Annotated in this window: 10 protein-coding genes, 1 tRNA gene and 2 pseudogenes; all 13 read left to right on the top strand. The window is 62.6% G+C overall.

Annotated elements, in window-relative coordinates; translation table 11 throughout:
• Positions 1–127: pseudogene (gene tuf, locus JHD73_RS20835) on the top strand (elongation factor Tu); the annotation flags it as partial.
• Between the two features lie 89 nt (positions 128–216).
• A tRNA-Trp gene (locus JHD73_RS20830) sits at positions 217–292 on the top strand.
• A 56-nt stretch (positions 293–348) separates the two neighbouring features.
• Positions 349–729, top strand: a complete 381-nt coding sequence (gene secE / locus JHD73_RS20825) for a preprotein translocase subunit SecE (RefSeq protein WP_064805486.1) — start codon at positions 349–351, stop codon at positions 727–729.
• A 12-nt stretch (positions 730–741) separates the two neighbouring features.
• The gene (gene nusG, locus JHD73_RS20820) at positions 742–1,326 is read left to right on the top strand and encodes a transcription termination/antitermination protein NusG (protein ID WP_199032108.1); all 585 of its coding nucleotides are present in this window, start codon (positions 742–744) and stop codon (positions 1,324–1,326) included.
• Positions 1,327–1,501: 175 nt separating this feature from the next.
• The gene (gene rplK / locus JHD73_RS20815; RefSeq protein ID WP_004634453.1) at positions 1,502–1,933 is read left to right on the top strand and encodes a 50S ribosomal protein L11; all 432 of its coding nucleotides are present in this window, start codon (positions 1,502–1,504) and stop codon (positions 1,931–1,933) included.
• A gap of 2 nt (positions 1,934–1,935) precedes the next feature.
• Positions 1,936–2,631, top strand: coding sequence for a 50S ribosomal protein L1 (gene rplA / locus JHD73_RS20810; RefSeq protein WP_021197602.1), 696 nt, complete (start codon positions 1,936–1,938; stop codon positions 2,629–2,631).
• A gap of 371 nt (positions 2,632–3,002) precedes the next feature.
• Complete coding sequence (rplJ, locus tag JHD73_RS20805; protein WP_021197601.1) at positions 3,003–3,509, top strand: 50S ribosomal protein L10; 507 nt, start codon at positions 3,003–3,005, stop codon at positions 3,507–3,509.
• 63 nt (positions 3,510–3,572) lie between these two features.
• Entirely contained in the window at positions 3,573–3,947 is a 375-nt protein-coding gene (rplL, locus tag JHD73_RS20800) for a 50S ribosomal protein L7/L12 (RefSeq protein WP_021197600.1), read from the top strand.
• 449 nt (positions 3,948–4,396) lie between these two features.
• Entirely contained in the window at positions 4,397–8,503 is a 4,107-nt protein-coding gene (rpoB, locus tag JHD73_RS20795; RefSeq protein ID WP_199032107.1) for a DNA-directed RNA polymerase subunit beta, read from the top strand.
• Between the two features lie 138 nt (positions 8,504–8,641).
• Complete coding sequence (gene rpoC / locus JHD73_RS20790) at positions 8,642–12,877, top strand: DNA-directed RNA polymerase subunit beta' (RefSeq protein ID WP_199032106.1); 4,236 nt, start codon at positions 8,642–8,644, stop codon at positions 12,875–12,877.
• A 227-nt stretch (positions 12,878–13,104) separates the two neighbouring features.
• Positions 13,105–14,970: a DUF2138 domain-containing protein gene (locus tag JHD73_RS20785; RefSeq protein ID WP_199032105.1), complete on the top strand. Its 1,866-nt coding sequence runs from the start codon at positions 13,105–13,107 to the stop codon at positions 14,968–14,970.
• Complete coding sequence (locus tag JHD73_RS20780) at positions 14,967–15,683, top strand: DUF1175 domain-containing protein (protein ID WP_199032104.1); 717 nt, start codon at positions 14,967–14,969, stop codon at positions 15,681–15,683. Before JHD73_RS20785 ends, JHD73_RS20780 begins: the two co-directional genes overlap by 4 nt.
• Before the next feature lie 8 nt (positions 15,684–15,691).
• Positions 15,692–16,612, top strand: a pseudogene (locus tag JHD73_RS20775) (alpha-2-macroglobulin family protein); the annotation flags it as partial.

Raw genomic sequence — 16,612 nt, 5'->3', positions numbered from 1 at the left:
GGGCGACAACGTGTCGATCACCGTCAAGCTGATCGCCCCGATCGCCATGGAAGAAGGCCTGCGCTTCGCTATCCGTGAAGGCGGCCGTACCGTTGGCGCTGGCGTCGTTGCCAAGATCATCAAGTAAGTGCTGTAACTCTTCCGTGCGGCTGCCAACCGGCCGCACGTGAAGTGCCAGAGTGGGGTTGACCGAAATGGCAACCCCAAAGTTGTTCTAGGGGTATAGCTCAACTGGCAGAGCGTCGGTCTCCAAAACCGAAGGTTGGGGGTTCGATTCCCTCTGCCCCTGCCAATTCATCAGCCGCGTAGCGCGAAATAGCGCCACGCGGCTTGTCTCGTTTGGGAAACATGGCCAATCCGAACGTCGAAACCGTTAACACCGCCAGCGGCAAGTGGCTGCTGGTCGTGGCGTTCCTGCTGGTGGTCGCCGGGGTGATCGGTTTTTATCTGCTGGCGCAGCAACCGAGCTACGTCCGTGCCGCTTCGCTGATCGGCGGGCTGGTGCTGGGCGCTGGTGTCGCACTGGTGTCCTCGCCCGGGCAGAGCTTTATCGAGTTCGCCCGTGAGTCGTACCGCGAAGTTCGCAAGGTCGTTTGGCCGACGCGTAAGGAAGCTGGGCAGATGACCGGTCTGGTGTTTGCCTTCGTGGTGATCATGGCCTTGTTCCTGTGGTCTGCGGACAAGCTCATCGAGTGGGTAATCTTCTCGCTCGTGTTGGGCTGGAAATAATCGGGTAAAGCCATGACGGATAACGTAGCGAACGACACGTCCACGGATTCGTCCGCACCGGCCTCGAAGAAGCGCTGGTATGTCGTGCATGCCTACTCGGGCATGGAAAAGAGCGTGCAACGCGCGCTGCAGGAGCGCATTGAGCGCGAAGGTCTGCAACATCTGTTCGGCCAGATTCTGGTGCCGTCGGAAGAGGTGATGGAAAGCAAGAGCGGTCGCAAGACCGTGACTGAGCGCCGCCTTTTCCCGGGCTATGTCTTCGTCGAAATGGAAATGACCGACGAGACCTGGCACTTGGTCAAAAACACGGCCAAGGTAACGGGTTTCATTGGTGGTACGGGCAACCGCCCCTCGCCGATCTCCAAGGGCGAGGTAGACAAGATCATGGCCCAGATCCAGGAAGGGGTCGAGAAGCCGCGTCCCAAGACGCTGTTCGAAGTGGGCGAGATGGTGCGCGTGAAGGAAGGCCCGTTCACCGACTTCAATGGCAACGTCGAGGAAGTGAATTACGAGAAATCGCGCTTGCGCGTTTCCGTGACAATCTTCGGTCGTGCGACACCGGTCGAGCTCGAGTTCGGCCAGGTCGAGAAGGTGTGAAGAATTTGACGCGACGGCGTAAGTCGTTGCGCCAGTCGCCCAGTCCACTGGACTTGGCGGGCAACGGTGGCGTAGCTGCCTGAGCCAACAGAGGAGCGTCAGCCTCGCGCTGATGCGTTACCACTCAATAGGATTGCCATGGTTTCTTAACTGGGCAATCCGGATTGGAGTCAAGATGGCCAAGAAAATTATTGGCTTTATCAAGCTGCAAATTCCGGCTGGTAAAGCAAATCCGTCCCCGCCCGTCGGCCCGGCCCTGGGTCAGCGCGGTCTGAACATCATGGAGTTCTGCAAGGCGTTCAACGCGCAGACCCAAGGTATGGAGCCGGGCTTGCCGGTTCCGGTGGTGATCACCGCCTTCGCCGACAAGAGCTTCACCTTCGTGATGAAGTCGCCGCCGGCGACCGTGCTCATCAAGAAGGCTGCCGGTATCCAGAAGGGTTCCGCCAAGCCGCATACCGACAAGGTCGGCAAGATTACCCGCGCCCAGGCTGAAGAAATCGCCAAGGCAAAGAATGCGGACCTCACCGCTGCTGATCTGGACGCCGCTGTGCGTACGATCGCCGGTAGCGCCCGTTCGATGGGTATCACGGTGGAGGGCCTGTAATCATGGCAAAGATTTCGAAGCGCGTGGCCGCAAACAAGGCCAAGGTCGAGCGTACCAAGTTCTACCCGATCGACGAAGCTCTGAGCCTCGTTAAGGAATGCGCAAGCGCAAAGTTCGATGAGTCCATCGACGTGGCCGTGCAACTGGGCATCGATGCGAAGAAGTCGGACCAAGTGGTGCGTGGTTCGGTGGTGCTGCCTGCTGGTACCGGTAAGTCGGTGCGCGTGGCCGTGTTCGCCCAAGGCGACAAGGCTGAGCAAGCCAAGGCTGCTGGCGCCGAGATCGTCGGCATGGAAGACCTGGCCGAGCAGATCAAGGCCGGCAACATGGACTTCGACGTCGTGATCGCTTCGCCGGACACGATGCGCGTGGTCGGTACGCTGGGCCAGATCCTGGGTCCGCGCGGCCTGATGCCGAACCCGAAGGTTGGCACCGTGACGCCGGACGTCGCTACGGCCGTGAAGAACGCCAAGGCTGGTCAGGTGCAATTCCGTGTCGACAAGGCCGGTATCATCCACGCCACCATCGGCCGCCGTTCGTTCGAACCGGCTGCGCTGAAGAGCAACCTGGCTGCACTGCTGGACGCGCTGACCAAGGCCAAGCCGGCCTCGAGCAAGGGCGTGTACCTGCGTAAGGTTGCTGTCTCGTCGACGATGGGTGTTGGCGTGCGCGTCGACCAGTCGACGCTGGCTGCCTGATCGCTCTCGATCATTCGCGCTGGGTGGCCCGATAACCATCCCGGCGTTAGCAGTTTTCTCCCGCGTAGCTTCGGCTACGCGACCCCTTGAAGTTTGAGGGAAGGACTTTGGGCAGTGGCAGATGTGCGTGCAAGCGCGCTGATGCCGCTGGTTATCAAAGACCGTTGGCGGTGAAGGGCTCTTCGGAGTCGACACCTTAATCGCTGCGCAATCCGGCAACGGAGCGCACGGCCAACGCAGATGGCGCCCCCGAAGGGAATAAGTGACTTTGGTATTGCCGAAGTGATTTGTGCCAATCGGACGCCGTACTTTTGGACTGACCGAGGTGACCGCAATGCTTGTGGAAGCCGACGTCGTTTTGGAGCTTAACCGTGGCACTCAATCTCGAAGATAAGAAGGCCGTCGTGGCCGAGGTAACGGCGCAAGTCGCCAAGGCCTCGACCATCGTCGTTGCTGAATATCGCGGTATCACGGTTGGCGATCTGACCAAGCTGCGCGCGCAAGCGCGCCAGCAAGGCGTCTACCTGCGTGTTCTGAAGAACACGCTGGCACGCCGCGCTGTTGAAGGCACGCCGTTTGCCGAACTCGCTGAGCAACTGACCGGCCCGCTGATCTACGGTATTTCCGAAGACGCAGTGGCCCCGGCCAAGGTGCTGAACGATTTCGCCAAGGGCAATGACAAGCTGGTGCTGCGCGCCGGTTCGTACGAAGGCAAGGTGCTGGACGCCAATGGCGTGAAGGCCCTGGCTTCGATTCCGAGCCGCGAAGAACTGCTCAGCAAGCTGCTGTTCGTCATGCAGGCGCCGGTGTCGGGCTTTGCCCGCGCCCTGGCTGCTCTGGCCGCAAAGCAAGGCGAAGGCGAGAGCGCAGCAGCCTAATCGGCCGCAGCACCTCGCACAGATCGCACGATCGATACCGAATCACATTCTGGAGTTATTCAAATGGCAATCACCAAAGACGACATCCTCGAAGCCGTTGGCTCGATGTCCGTGATGGAACTGAACGACCTGGTCAAGGCGTTCGAAGAGAAGTTTGGCGTGTCGGCTGCTGCCGTCGCCGTTGCTGGCCCGGCTGGCGCTGGCGCAGCAGCTGCTGCTGAAGAGCAAACCGAATTCACCGTGACGCTGAAGAGCGCCGGCGCGAACAAGGTTGGCGTCATCAAGGCCGTGCGTGAAATCACCGGCCTGGGCCTGAAGGAAGCCAAGGACCTGGTCGATGGCGCACCGAAGCCCGTGAAGGAAGGCGTCGACAAGAAGACCGCCGACGAGCTGGTGAAGAAGCTGGTGGAAGCCGGCGCGGAAGCCGAAGCCAAGTAAGTGCAGGTCTCGCGTGCCGTGCTCGGTACGCGATAGAGGCTGGCAAAGGGAAATTTCCCGGCGCCAGCCTTTTTGCGCTTGTGGGGCCGGAAGTTGAGCGATCCTGCAATCACGCAATAAGTATCGTTGAAGTCTCTTTGGCCGGTTTTTCCGGCAGCCGGCCGAGTCAAGGCCAGCAGAGGCCAAACATCAGTGGCACACTAAGCAGTTCGCAGTCCGCTGATGTTTGTCTTCTGAACCGACTGCAGAAGGCAAGTTTGGTCGGGTACTCCCCCGTCCGTGGCATGGGCCCCATGGGTTCATGTGCGGGGGGCGCGCGCAGTACCGTCAGCCAGAGGTTGGTAGCGGCCAACCGCCAAATCCCGTCACCAGTCGCTGAACACCTCAAGTGCCAGGCGTGATTTACGCCACAAGTCCGTCGCACGCACTTGCGATGATTCGGAGATCCCATGGCGTACAGCTTTACCGAGAAAAAGCGCATTCGCAAGAGTTTCGCGAAGCGCGCAACGGTCCATCAGGTTCCCTTCCTGCTTGCCACCCAGATTCAATCGTATGCTCAGTTCTTGCAGGCCGAGACCGGTCCTTCGCAACGCAAGACCGAAGGCCTGCAGGCTGCATTCAATGCCATCTTCCCCATCGCGTCGCACAATGGTCTGGCGCGCATGGAGTTCGTGTCGTATCACCTGTCCAACCCGCCGTTTGACGTCAAGGAATGTCAGCAGCGCGGTCTGACCTTCCACTCGGCGCTGCGCGCAAAAGTGCGCTTGATCATCAACGACCGCGAGAACCCCACCAAGGTCAAGGAGATCAAGGAGCAGGAAGTCTACATGGGCGAAATTCCGCTCATGACGTCCACCGGTTCGTTCGTGATCAACGGCACGGAACGTGTGATCGTGTCCCAGCTGCACCGTTCGCCGGGCGTGTTCTTCGAGCACGATAAGGGCAAGACGCACAGCTCGGGTAAGCTGCTGTTCTCGGCACGGATCATTCCGTACCGCGGCTCGTGGCTGGACTTCGAATTCGACCCGAAGGACATCCTGTACTTCCGCGTTGACCGCCGCCGCAAGATGCCGGTGACGATCCTGCTGAAGTCGATCGGCCTGACGCCGGAGCAGATCCTGGCGCACTTCTTCGTGTTCGACAACTTCACGCTCAAGAGCGAAGGCGCACTGATGGAATTTGTGCCCGAGCGCCTGCGCGGTGAAGTCGCTCGCTTCGACATTGCCGACAAGAACGGCAAGGTCGTCGTCGAGAAGGACAAGCGCATCAACGCCAAGCACATCCGTGACTTGGACGCTGCCGGCACCAAGCTGATCAGCGTGCCGGAAGACTACCTGCTGGGCCGCGTGCTGGCGAAGAACATCGTCGATCCGGATACCGGTGAAGTCCTGGCCAACGCCAACGACGAGCTGACCGAAGGCGTGCTCGAGAAGCTGCGCGACGCCGACGTGAAGGAAATCCAGACGCTGTACACCAACGATCTGGATCAAGGTCCGTATATCTCGTCGACGCTGCGTACCGACGACACGGCCGACCAGACCGCCGCGCGTATCGCCATCTACCGCATGATGCGTCCTGGCGAGCCGCCGACCGAAGACGCCGTCGAAGCGCTCTTCCAGCGCCTGTTCTACAGCGAAGACTCGTACGACCTGTCGCGCGTGGGCCGCATGAAGGTCAACAGCCGCCTGAATCGCTCGGAAGGTACGGGCCCGATGGTGCTGACCGATGATGACATCCTCGACACGATCAAGCTGCTGGTGAACCTGCGTAACGGCAAGGGCGAAGTGGACGATATCGACCACCTCGGCAACCGTCGCGTGCGTTGCGTCGGCGAACTGGCGGAAAACCAGTTCCGCGCCGGTCTGTCGCGCGTTGAGCGTGCTGTGAAGGAACGTCTGGGCCAGGCCGAGACGGAAAACCTGATGCCGCACGACCTGATCAACTCGAAGCCGATTTCGTCGGCCATTCGCGAGTTCTTCGGTTCGTCGCAGCTGTCGCAGTTCATGGACCAGACCAACCCGCTGTCGGAAGTCACGCACAAGCGTCGTATTTCGGCACTGGGCCCGGGCGGTCTGACGCGCGAGCGCGCGGGCTTTGAAGTCCGTGACGTGCACCCGACCCACTATGGCCGCGTGTGCCCGATCGAAACGCCGGAAGGTCCGAACATTGGTCTGATCAACTCGCTGGCGCTGTACGCACAGCTGAACGATTACGGCTTCCTGGAAACGCCGTATCGCAAGGTTGAGAACGGCAAGCTGACCGATCAGGTCGACTACCTGTCGGCCATCGAAGAAGGCAAGTACGTGGTGGCGCAGGCCAACGCGACGGTGGACAAGGACGGCAACCTGATTGACGAACTGGTCTCCGCACGTGAAGGCAGCGAGCGTGAAACCCGTATGGTCACGCCGGATCGTGTGCAGTACATCGACGTGGCGCCGTCGCAGATCGTGTCGGCTGCAGCTTCGCTGGTGCCGTTCCTCGAGCACGATGATGCAAACCGTGCACTGATGGGCGCAAACATGCAGCGTCAGGCCGTGCCTTGCCTGCGTGCGGACAAGCCGCTGGTGGGTACCGGCGTTGAGCGCACCGTGGCAGTGGACTCGGGTACGGCTGTGCAGGCCACCCGTGGCGGCGTGGTTGACTACGTTGACGCGAACCGCGTGGTGATCCGCGTGAACGATGCGGAAGCCGTGGCTGGTGAAGTCGGCGTCGACATCTACAACCTGATCAAGTACACGCGTTCGAACCAGAACACGAACATCAACCAGCGTCCGATGGTCAAGGTGGGCGATATCGTTGCCCGCGGCGACGTGATCGCTGACGGTGCCTCGACCGACATGGGCGAGCTCGCGCTCGGCCAGAACATGCTGGTCGCGTTCATGCCCTGGAACGGCTACAACTTCGAGGATTCGATCCTGATCTCGGAGCGTGTGGTTGCAGAAGACCGCTACACCTCGATCCACATCGAGGAACTGTCGGTCGTTGCTCGCGACACCAAGCTCGGACCGGAAGAAATCACACGCGACATCTCGAACCTGGCTGAAGCCCAACTGGCGCGCCTGGACGAGTCGGGCATCACGTACATCGGCGCAGAAGTGGAAGCCGGCGACGTGATGGTCGGCAAGGTCACGCCGAAGGGCGAGACCCAGCTGACGCCGGAAGAGAAGCTGCTGCGTGCGATCTTCGGTGAGAAGGCGTCCGACGTGAAGGACACCTCGCTGCGCGTGCCGTCGGGCATGAGCGGTACCGTGATCGACGTGCAGGTCTTCACGCGTGAGGGCGTGACGCGCGACAAGCGTGCCCAGTCGATCATCGACGAAGAGCTGAAGCGTTATCGCCTGGACCTGAACGACCAGCTGCGTATCGTGGAAGGCGATGCCTTCCAGCGTCTGGAGCGTCTGCTGGTGGGCAAGGTTGCCAATGGCGGTCCGAAGAAGCTGGCCAAGGGCACTGTGCTCACGAAGGAATACCTGGCCGATCTCGACAAGTGGCACTGGTTCGACATCCGTCCGTCGGATGACGATGTCGCCACCCAGCTCGAAGCCGTGAAGGAAGCCATCGAGCAGAAGCGCCACGACTTCGACCTCGCGTTCGAAGAGAAGCGCAAGAAGCTCACGCAAGGCGACGAACTGCCGCCGGGCGTGATCAAGATGGTCAAGGTGTACCTGGCCGTGAAGCGTCGCCTGCAGCCTGGCGACAAGATGGCAGGTCGTCACGGTAACAAGGGTGTCGTGTCGAAGATCACCCCGATCGAAGACATGCCGTACATGGCTGACGGTACGCCGGCAGACATCGTGCTGAACCCGCTGGGTGTGCCTTCGCGGATGAACGTGGGTCAGATTCTCGAAACCCACTTGGGCTGGGCCGCGCGCGGTCTGGGCGAGCGCATCGGCAACATGCTCAAGGCGCAGGCCAAGGCCGCAGAGGTGCGCAAGCTGCTGGGTCAGATCTACAACGAAAGCGGCAAGGTTGAAGATCTGGACAGCCTGTCCGACGCCGAGATCCTGGAGCTGGCAGAGAACCTGAAGAAGGGCGTGCCGTTCGCGACGCCGGTGTTCGATGGTGCGCATGAGGACGAAATCCGCCGCATGCTGGACCTCGCGTATCCGGAAGAGATCGCGAAGGAGAAGGGCCTGACCGCTTCCAAGCAGCAGGTCACGCTGTTCGACGGCCGCACCGGTGAAGCCTTCGAGCGTCCGGTCACGCTGGGCGTGATGCACATGCTGAAGCTGCACCACTTGGTCGACGACAAGATGCACGCACGTTCGACCGGTCCGTACTCGCTGGTGACGCAGCAGCCCCTGGGCGGTAAGGCCCAGTTCGGTGGCCAGCGTTTCGGTGAAATGGAAGTGTGGGCGCTGGAGGCTTACGGCGCGTCCTACGTGCTGCAGGAAATGCTGACCGTGAAGTCGGATGACGTGAACGGCCGGACCAAGGTGTACGAGAACATCGTCAAGGGCGAGCACTCGATCGATGCCGGCATGCCGGAATCGTTCAACGTGCTGGTGAAGGAAATCCGCTCGCTGGGTATCGACATCGACCTCGAGCGCAACTAAGCGCCGATGCGATGGGAGCGTGGCCGGAATATCGCCACGCTCCGGTAACAGCAAGCAGCCATTGACGAAGATTTAGGGTCGGTGCCTTAGCAGCTGTCGTTGCTCTGGGGCACCAGCCTCAAACTCAAGGAGTTTGGAATGAAAGCATTGCTCGACCTATTCCGCCAGGTACAGCAAGAAGAGCAGTTTGACGCGATCAAGATTGGCCTCGCGTCGCCTGAGAAAATCCGTTCGTGGTCGTACGGCGAAGTCAAGAAGCCCGAGACCATCAACTACCGTACGTTCAAGCCCGAGCGTGATGGCTTGTTCTGCGCCAAGATCTTCGGCCCGATCAAGGACTACGAGTGCCTGTGCGGCAAGTACAAGCGCCTGAAGCACCGTGGCGTGATCTGCGAGAAGTGCGGCGTTGAAGTGACGCTGGCCAAGGTGCGCCGTGAGCGCATGGGCCACATCGAACTGGCTGCGCCGACCGCGCACATCTGGTTCCTGAAGTCGCTGCCGTCGCGTCTGGGCATGGTGCTCGACATGACGCTGCGCGACATCGAGCGCGTGCTGTACTTCGAAGCATTTGTCGTGGTTGAGCCGGGCATGACTGCGCTCAAGAAGAGCCAGATCATGTCGGAAGACGACTACCTGGCCAAGTGCGACGAGTACGGCGAGGGCGAATTCGTCGCCATGATGGGCGCCGAAGGCATTCGCGAGCTGCTGCGCGGCATCGACATCGAGAAGCAGATCGAGACGATCCGCGCCGAACTGCAAGCCACGGGTTCGGAAGCCAAGATCAAGAAGTTTGCCAAGCGCCTGAAGGTGCTCGAGGCCTTCCAACGTTCGGGCATCAAGCCGGACTGGATGATCCTCGAAGTGCTGCCGGTGCTGCCGCCCGAACTGCGTCCGCTGGTGCCGCTGGACGGTGGCCGTTTCGCCACGTCGGACCTGAACGACCTGTATCGCCGCGTGATCAACCGGAACAACCGTCTGAAGCGTCTGCTCGAGCTGAAGGCGCCGGAGATCATCGTGCGCAACGAAAAGCGCATGCTGCAGGAAGCCGTGGATTCGCTGCTGGACAACGGCCGTCGCGGCAAGGCGATGACTGGCGCCAACAAGCGTCCGCTGAAGTCGCTGGCAGAAATGATCAAGGGTAAGGGCGGCCGTTTCCGTCAGAACCTGTTGGGCAAGCGCGTGGACTACTCGGGCCGTTCGGTCATCGTGGTGGGCCCGACGCTCAAGCTGCACCAGTGCGGCCTGCCCAAGCTGATGGCGCTCGAACTCTTCAAGCCTTTCATCTTCCACAAGCTGGAAACGATGGGCATCGCCACCACCATCAAGGCGGCGAAGAAGGAAGTGGAAAGCCAGACGCCGGTGGTGTGGGACATCCTGGAAGATGTCATCCGCGAACACCCGGTGATGCTGAACCGCGCACCGACGCTGCACCGTCTGGGTATTCAGGCGTTTGAGCCGGTGCTGATCGAAGGCAAGGCCATCCAGCTGCACCCGCTGGTTTGCGCGGCGTTCAACGCCGACTTCGACGGTGACCAGATGGCTGTTCACGTTCCGCTGTCGCTCGAAGCGCAGATGGAAGCGCGCACGCTGATGCTGGCGTCGAACAACGTGCTGTTCCCGGCCAACGGCGATCCGTCGATCGTGCCGTCGCAAGACGTGGTGCTGGGTCTGTACTACACGACCCGCGACAAGATCAACGGCCGCGGTGAAGGCATGACGTTCGCCGACATCTCGGAAGTGATCCGCGCGTACGAGAACAAGGAAGTCGAACTGGCTTCGCGCGTGAACGTGCGGATTACCGAGTACGACCTGGTGAACCCGGAAGCCGACGGCGACGCCCGCTTCGCACCGAAGATCACGCTGCAGGCCACCACGGTCGGCCGCGCGATCCTGTCGGAGATCCTGCCGAAGGGTCTGCCGTTCTCGGTGCTGAACAAGCCGCTGAAGAAGAAGGAAATCTCGCGCCTGATCAACACGGCATTCCGCAAGTGCGGTCTGCGCGAAACGGTGATCTTCGCCGACAAGCTGCTGCAGTCGGGCTTCCGCCTGGCAACGCGCGCTGGTATCTCGATCGCCATCGACGACATGCTGGTGCCGCCGGCCAAGGAGAAGATCATCTCCGAGGCAGCTGCCAAGGTGAAGGAATACGACAAGCAGTACATGTCGGGTCTGGTGACGGACCAGGAGCGGTACAACAACGTCGTGGACATCTGGGGCGCCGCTGGTGACCAGGTGGGCAAGGCGATGATGGAGCAGCTCCAGACCGAAGACGTGGTCGATCGCCACGGCAAGACCGTCAAGCAAGAGTCGTTCAACTCCATCTACATGATGGCCGACTCGGGCGCACGGGGTTCTGCCGCGCAGATCCGTCAGCTGGCAGGTATGCGTGGCCTGATGGCCAAGCCGGACGGCTCGATTATTGAGACGCCGATTACCGCAAACTTCCGCGAAGGCCTGAACGTTCTGCAGTACTTCATCTCGACCCACGGTGCACGTAAGGGTCTGGCTGATACGGCACTGAAGACCGCAAACTCTGGTTACCTGACCCGCCGTCTGGTCGACGTGACGCAGGATCTGGTCGTGGTGGAAGACGATTGCGGCACCACCAACGGCGTGCAGATGAAGGCTCTGGTGGAAGGCGGTGAAGTGATCGAAGCTCTGCGCGACCGTATCCTGGGCCGCGTGGTCATTGGCGATGTGGTGAACCCGGAAACGCAGGAAACCGCGATCGAATCCGGCACGCTGCTGGACGAAGACCTCGTTGAGCTGATCGATTCGATCGGCGTGGACGAAGTCAAGGTCCGCACGCCGCTGACCTGCGACACGCGCTACGGCCTGTGCGCCAAGTGCTACGGCCGCGACCTCGGCCGCGGTGTGCTGGTGAACTCGGGTGAAGCAGTGGGTGTGATCGCTGCGCAGTCGATCGGTGAGCCGGGCACGCAGCTGACGATGCGCACGTTCCACATCGGTGGTGCGGCATCGCGTGCGGCAGTGGCATCGAGCGTGGAAGCGAAGGCAACCGGTATCGTGCGTTTCACGGCGACGATGCGTTACGTCACCAACGCGAAGGGCGAGCAGATCGTCATCTCGCGTTCGGGCGAAGCGCTGATCACCGACGACCATGGCCGCGAGCGCGAGCGCCACAAGATCACGTACGGCGCGACGCTGCTGGTGCAGGATGGCCAGTCCATCAAGGCCGGCACGCAGCTCGCCACGTGGGATCCGCTGACGCGTCCGATCATCTCGGAGTACTCGGGCACCATCAAGTTCGAGAACGTCGAAGAAGGCGTGACCGTTGCCAAGCAGATGGACGAAGTGACCGGTCTGTCGACGCTGGTGGTGATCGACGCGAAGCGCCGCACCGCTGCATCGAAGGGCATCCGTCCGCAGGTGAAGCTGCTCGACTCGTCGGGCGCCGAAGTGAAGATCCCGGGCACGGATCACTCCGTGACCATCGGCTTCCAGGTGGGCGCGCTGATTACCGTGAAGGACGGTCAGCAAGTGCACGTGGGTGAAGTGCTGGCACGTATCCCGACCGAATCGCAGAAGACGCGTGACATTACCGGTGGTCTGCCGCGTGTGGCCGAACTGTTCGAAGCCCGTTCGCCGAAGGACGCTGCCGTGCTGGCAGAAGTCACCGGTACGACTTCGTTCGGTAAGGACACCAAGGGCAAGCAGCGCCTGGTGATTACGGACCTCGACGGCAATGCCCACGAGTTCCTGATCGCCAAGGAAAAGCAGGTGCTGGTGCACGACGGCCAGGTGGTCAACAAGGGCGAAATGATCGTCGAAGGCCCGGCCGACCCGCACGACATCCTGCGTCTGAAGGGCGTGGAAGAGCTGGCAACGTACATCGTCGACGAAGTGCAGGACGTGTACCGTCTGCAGGGCGTGAAGATCAACGACAAGCACATCGAAGTGATTGTTCGTCAGATGCTGCGCCGCGTGCAGATCGCCGATGTGGGCGACACCCGCTTCATCCCGGGTGAACAGGTGGAGCGTTCGGACCTGCTCGACGAGAACGACAAGGTGATCGCGCTGGGCAAGCGTCCGGCGACTTACGAGAACCTGCTGCTGGGTATTACCAAGGCATCGTTGTCGACCGACAGCTTCATCTCGGCGGCGTCGTTCCAGGAAACCACGCGCGTGCTGACCGAAGCCGCCATCATGGGCAAGGTCGACGACCTGCGTGGTCTGAAGGAAAACGTCATCGTCGGCCGTCTGATCCCGGCCGGTACCGGTCTGGCTTACCACCGTGCCCGCAAGGCCAAGGAAGCCGCCGACCGCGACCGCGCCGCAGCGATTGCCGAAGAAGAAGCCGCTTCGATCTTCGAGACGCCTGTCGTCCAGCAAGAGGAAGGCGGCGCCGCCTGACGTTAGGCAGCGTCCTTCGCATCAAAAGCCCGGCCCCCTTGTGGGGTGCCGGGCTTTTTTTTTGCCTGCTCGCCGCGTGCAGACGCACGGCAACACTGGCATGGGACGGTTCCGATTTTCTCGAAACGTTAACCTGTCTTAACATCGCAACGGCTATGATCTCGCGGTTACAGACCGGCACTTTTTACAAGCCGCCGGCCCTCTCCAGTCTTGCCGCAGATTCCTCCATGAAGCTCACACGCAAGCAGATCGCCGTTGGCGCGGTCGCCCTGGTCGTTGCCGGCGCGGCGGTGGTGCAGATGGTCTGGCACCCCTTTAGCCGCGCACGCGCGCTGCACGCCCGCCAGGTCCAGCTCGACCTGACTTACCCCGACGCCCTGATCGACAGTCAGAGCCTGTCGCAACTGCCGCGCGACGTGCTGCGCGTGCCGCTGCTGCGCGATGTGCTGACCGAAGATTTCGTCGCCTACTACGAGGGCAACGAAGACCGCCTCTCGGTAGCTGGCGCGCTGCGTCGCCTCGCTTACGAACAGAAGCTCGACCTGGCCGAGACGGTGCTCAAGCACGTGTTTGACGAGCCCGCCCGCGTGATGCTGTGGCGCGGCCCGGACGACAAGCTGCGCTACTGGGTGCTCTCGATGCAGCGCAACGGTCTGGCCAAGGCGCTGGAAGCCCTCGCCACCGTGGCGACCAGCGATACGCAGCTCACCAAGGTGGCCGATGCGCTGGGCGATTCCGGCGCGCCGGTCTATGCGTTGCGGCTCTCGGCCACGCGCTCGATCCTGATCGCCAGCAAGGGCGATCGGCTGATCGCGCTGTCCGAGCCGGGCATCCTGCTGGACAAGGATGGCAAGCCGATCTCCAAGCAAGCTGGCGCGCTGGCCGCGCTGCTGTCGGACGACGCCGGCAAGCGCAACGTGCAGGGCACGGCCTACGCGCTGCCCGCACAGGAGCCGACGGGCCACCACGTTGTGGTGAGCGCCAACTACCTCTCGTTTGGTTATCAGCAGTACTTCCCAGGCATCGAGGCATTGCGCTTCGACTTTGCCGCGGGGACGTCCGGCAACGGCTGGCAGAGCGCCGCGCTCATCGACCCGGGCCACCTGACCGGCAAATGGGATAACGCCGGCCTGTGGCGTGCGCTGCCGGCGGATCCGGCCGCCTGTGCCACGCTGCCCGTCGACTGGAAGGCCGCCGGCACCTTGCTGCGTAACGTGGCGGGCGACGCCAAGGACGTCAGCGAAGCTGCCGCGCATGTTGGTGATGCGTTTGCTGGCCCGGCCGCCGCGTGCTGGTACGGCAAGTCGTCGTTGGTGGCGCCGCTGTTCGTGGCGAAGCTGTCGTCGGCCTCGCAGGCTGAGGCGGTCAAGCCGGCGTTGGCTGCGCTGTTCGGCCAGATCATCGGTTCGTACGAATCCAAGGCACAGGCGGACGACAAGTCCGGCCCCTACAAGCGCCTGCCGGTGACGACGCGCCCGGGCCCGGCCAACGCCACGCTGTGGCAGCGCCCGGTGAGCGCGCGCTATGGCACCGCGAAATCGGCCGAGGCACCGTTCGGCGCGCAGCTGTCGTGGGAGCGTTACTTCCCGGTCACGCTGGCGATTGCGGGTGACGTGGTGGTGTTCTCGCCCGATGCGCGTCTCGTCGACGATGCACTGGCCGTGCTCGCCAAGCGCTTCCCGGCGGTGGCTGACAGCCTGCCGCGCGACAAGACCGAACGCATTGTCCTGACGATGACGCCCGCATCGCTTGCGCCGCTCGTCCGCCGCGAAGCGGGTGCCGCGCTGCCCGCCGACCAGGAAGCCGTGTTCCTGAACGCCGCGCAAACGCACTTGTTCCCGAAGCTCAAGGCGCTGTCGCGCTATGCGCCGGTGTCGCTGGCGCTCGATGGCGGGGTGCCATCGTCGCGTGGCTGGGTGCCGGTGACGTGGCTGTCGAGCGGCCGCGGTTTGCCCGCCGGTGGCGACGGTACGGCTGCGCCGGCCGATACGGCTGAAGCACCTGCCGCGTCAGCTGCATCTGCTGCGCCTGCCGAGGTGCCAGCTACCGAGGCGGCCGCTCCCGTTCCCGCAGACAGCGCAAGCACGCAATGACACCGCGCGCCTCGGCCGCCGTGCTGAGCCGCCGCCGCTGGCTGGCGGTGGCCGGCGGCTGCCTGCTCGCTCAGACGTTTGCCGGCTCGGCCCATGCGTTGTCCGGCTGGGCCGATGCCGCACCGGCCGATCCCGATGCGCTCACGCCCGATCAATCGAGCGTGTTCCGCGCGTGGTTTGTGCGCATCGTCAACGAGCAGCTCCGCCAGGGCCCGACGCCGCGCTGGACGCACCGCGACTGCGCTGGCCTCGTGCGTTTTGCCGCCGGCGAGGCATTGCGCCCGCACGACGCCCGCTGGCTGCGCGCCAACGGCATGCGCGATGCGGAATCCGCACGGCAACTGCCGCCCGAGTTGAACCTCACGCCCGCCCAGCGCACGCTCACGCAGCGTTGGGCACGCATTGACGGCAGCACCGGCGCGTATGTCTCCGCGCTCGGGCTGATCCAGCAGAACAGCCGTTTCATCGCCAAGGACGTGAATCAAGCGCTCCCCGGCGATCTGCTCTTCTTCGATCAAGGCGACGACCAGCATCTGATGATCTGGATGGATCGCTACATCGCTTACCACACCGGCACCGTCACCCGCACCGACAACGGTTTGCGCGCGGTCCCGGTCTCTGAACTGATGCAATGGAAAGACTCGCGCTGGCAGCCGCAGAGCGGCAATCCCAACTTCATCGGCGTGTTTCGTCTGGCCTTTTTGACACGGTAAAAAACATGATGCGCAACCGCTGGCGTTCGTTCAATCTGGTCGCAGCCGTCTGCCTGACGGTGCTGGCATGGGTCGGCCATGCACAGGCCGCCGACGCACCGGAAAAGCCGAATCCCACTTTCGCAGATGCCCCCCCCAGCGGCTACGAGCAATTCAAGGGCCAGCCGTTCTTCCTGCTGTCGGACGCGAGTTACGGCACTGACCAGGAAGCGATGGTGCGCCTGGAAGCGCCAGGGCGTGAGTACAAGGACGAGCTCTCCCGCTACGGCGGCGCGGACATCCTCGTCTACCGCGTGCCGCAGCCGCTCGAATTCCTGAAGGCGCAGAAGAACCTGCACCGCATCGACGTGAAGGCGAACTACACGGGCGAAGGCCTGGCCAACACGCTGGCGTATCTGTGGGACAACTGGACGCGCCAGGCCCGCCGCACCTGGCAGCGCGTGCTCTCGTTCGCCACGCGCAGCAAGGCCGTGGAGACCGCGCCGCAGTTCAGCATGGGCGACCAGATGACTGCGCCCACGCGTTTCTCCAACAACCCGCAGTACGCGCCGCTCAAGGGCTATGAACTGCTCGGCCGTTTCCGCTACCCAATCTGGGATGCCAAGCCGATCGCGCCGCCCAAGGACGTGAAGCTCGAAGGCAGCAGCAGCGAGTGGATGCCGCAGAACGTCGGCAACGTGATGATTCCGGTCGGCAAGCTGCCGGCGGGTTTGTACATCGTGGAAGCGGTGATCGGTGCGTACCGTGCGCACACGCTGCTGTTCGTGTCGGACACCGTGGCCGTCACCAAGGGCACCTCGCAAGGGATGATGGTATGGACGGCCGAGCGCAAGAGCGGCAAGCCGGTGAGCGGTTCGTCCGTGAGCTGGACCGACGGCGTGGGTGTGCTCGCCTCCAGCACCACCGATAGCGACGGCACGGCGGATCTG

This window comes from Ralstonia sp. ASV6, assembly GCF_016429285.1.
Classification (GTDB): Bacteria; Pseudomonadota; Gammaproteobacteria; order Burkholderiales; family Burkholderiaceae; genus Ralstonia; species Ralstonia flaminis.
The sequence above is the reverse complement of the archived record's forward strand: the minus strand, read 5'-3'. Positions and strand labels throughout refer to the sequence as shown.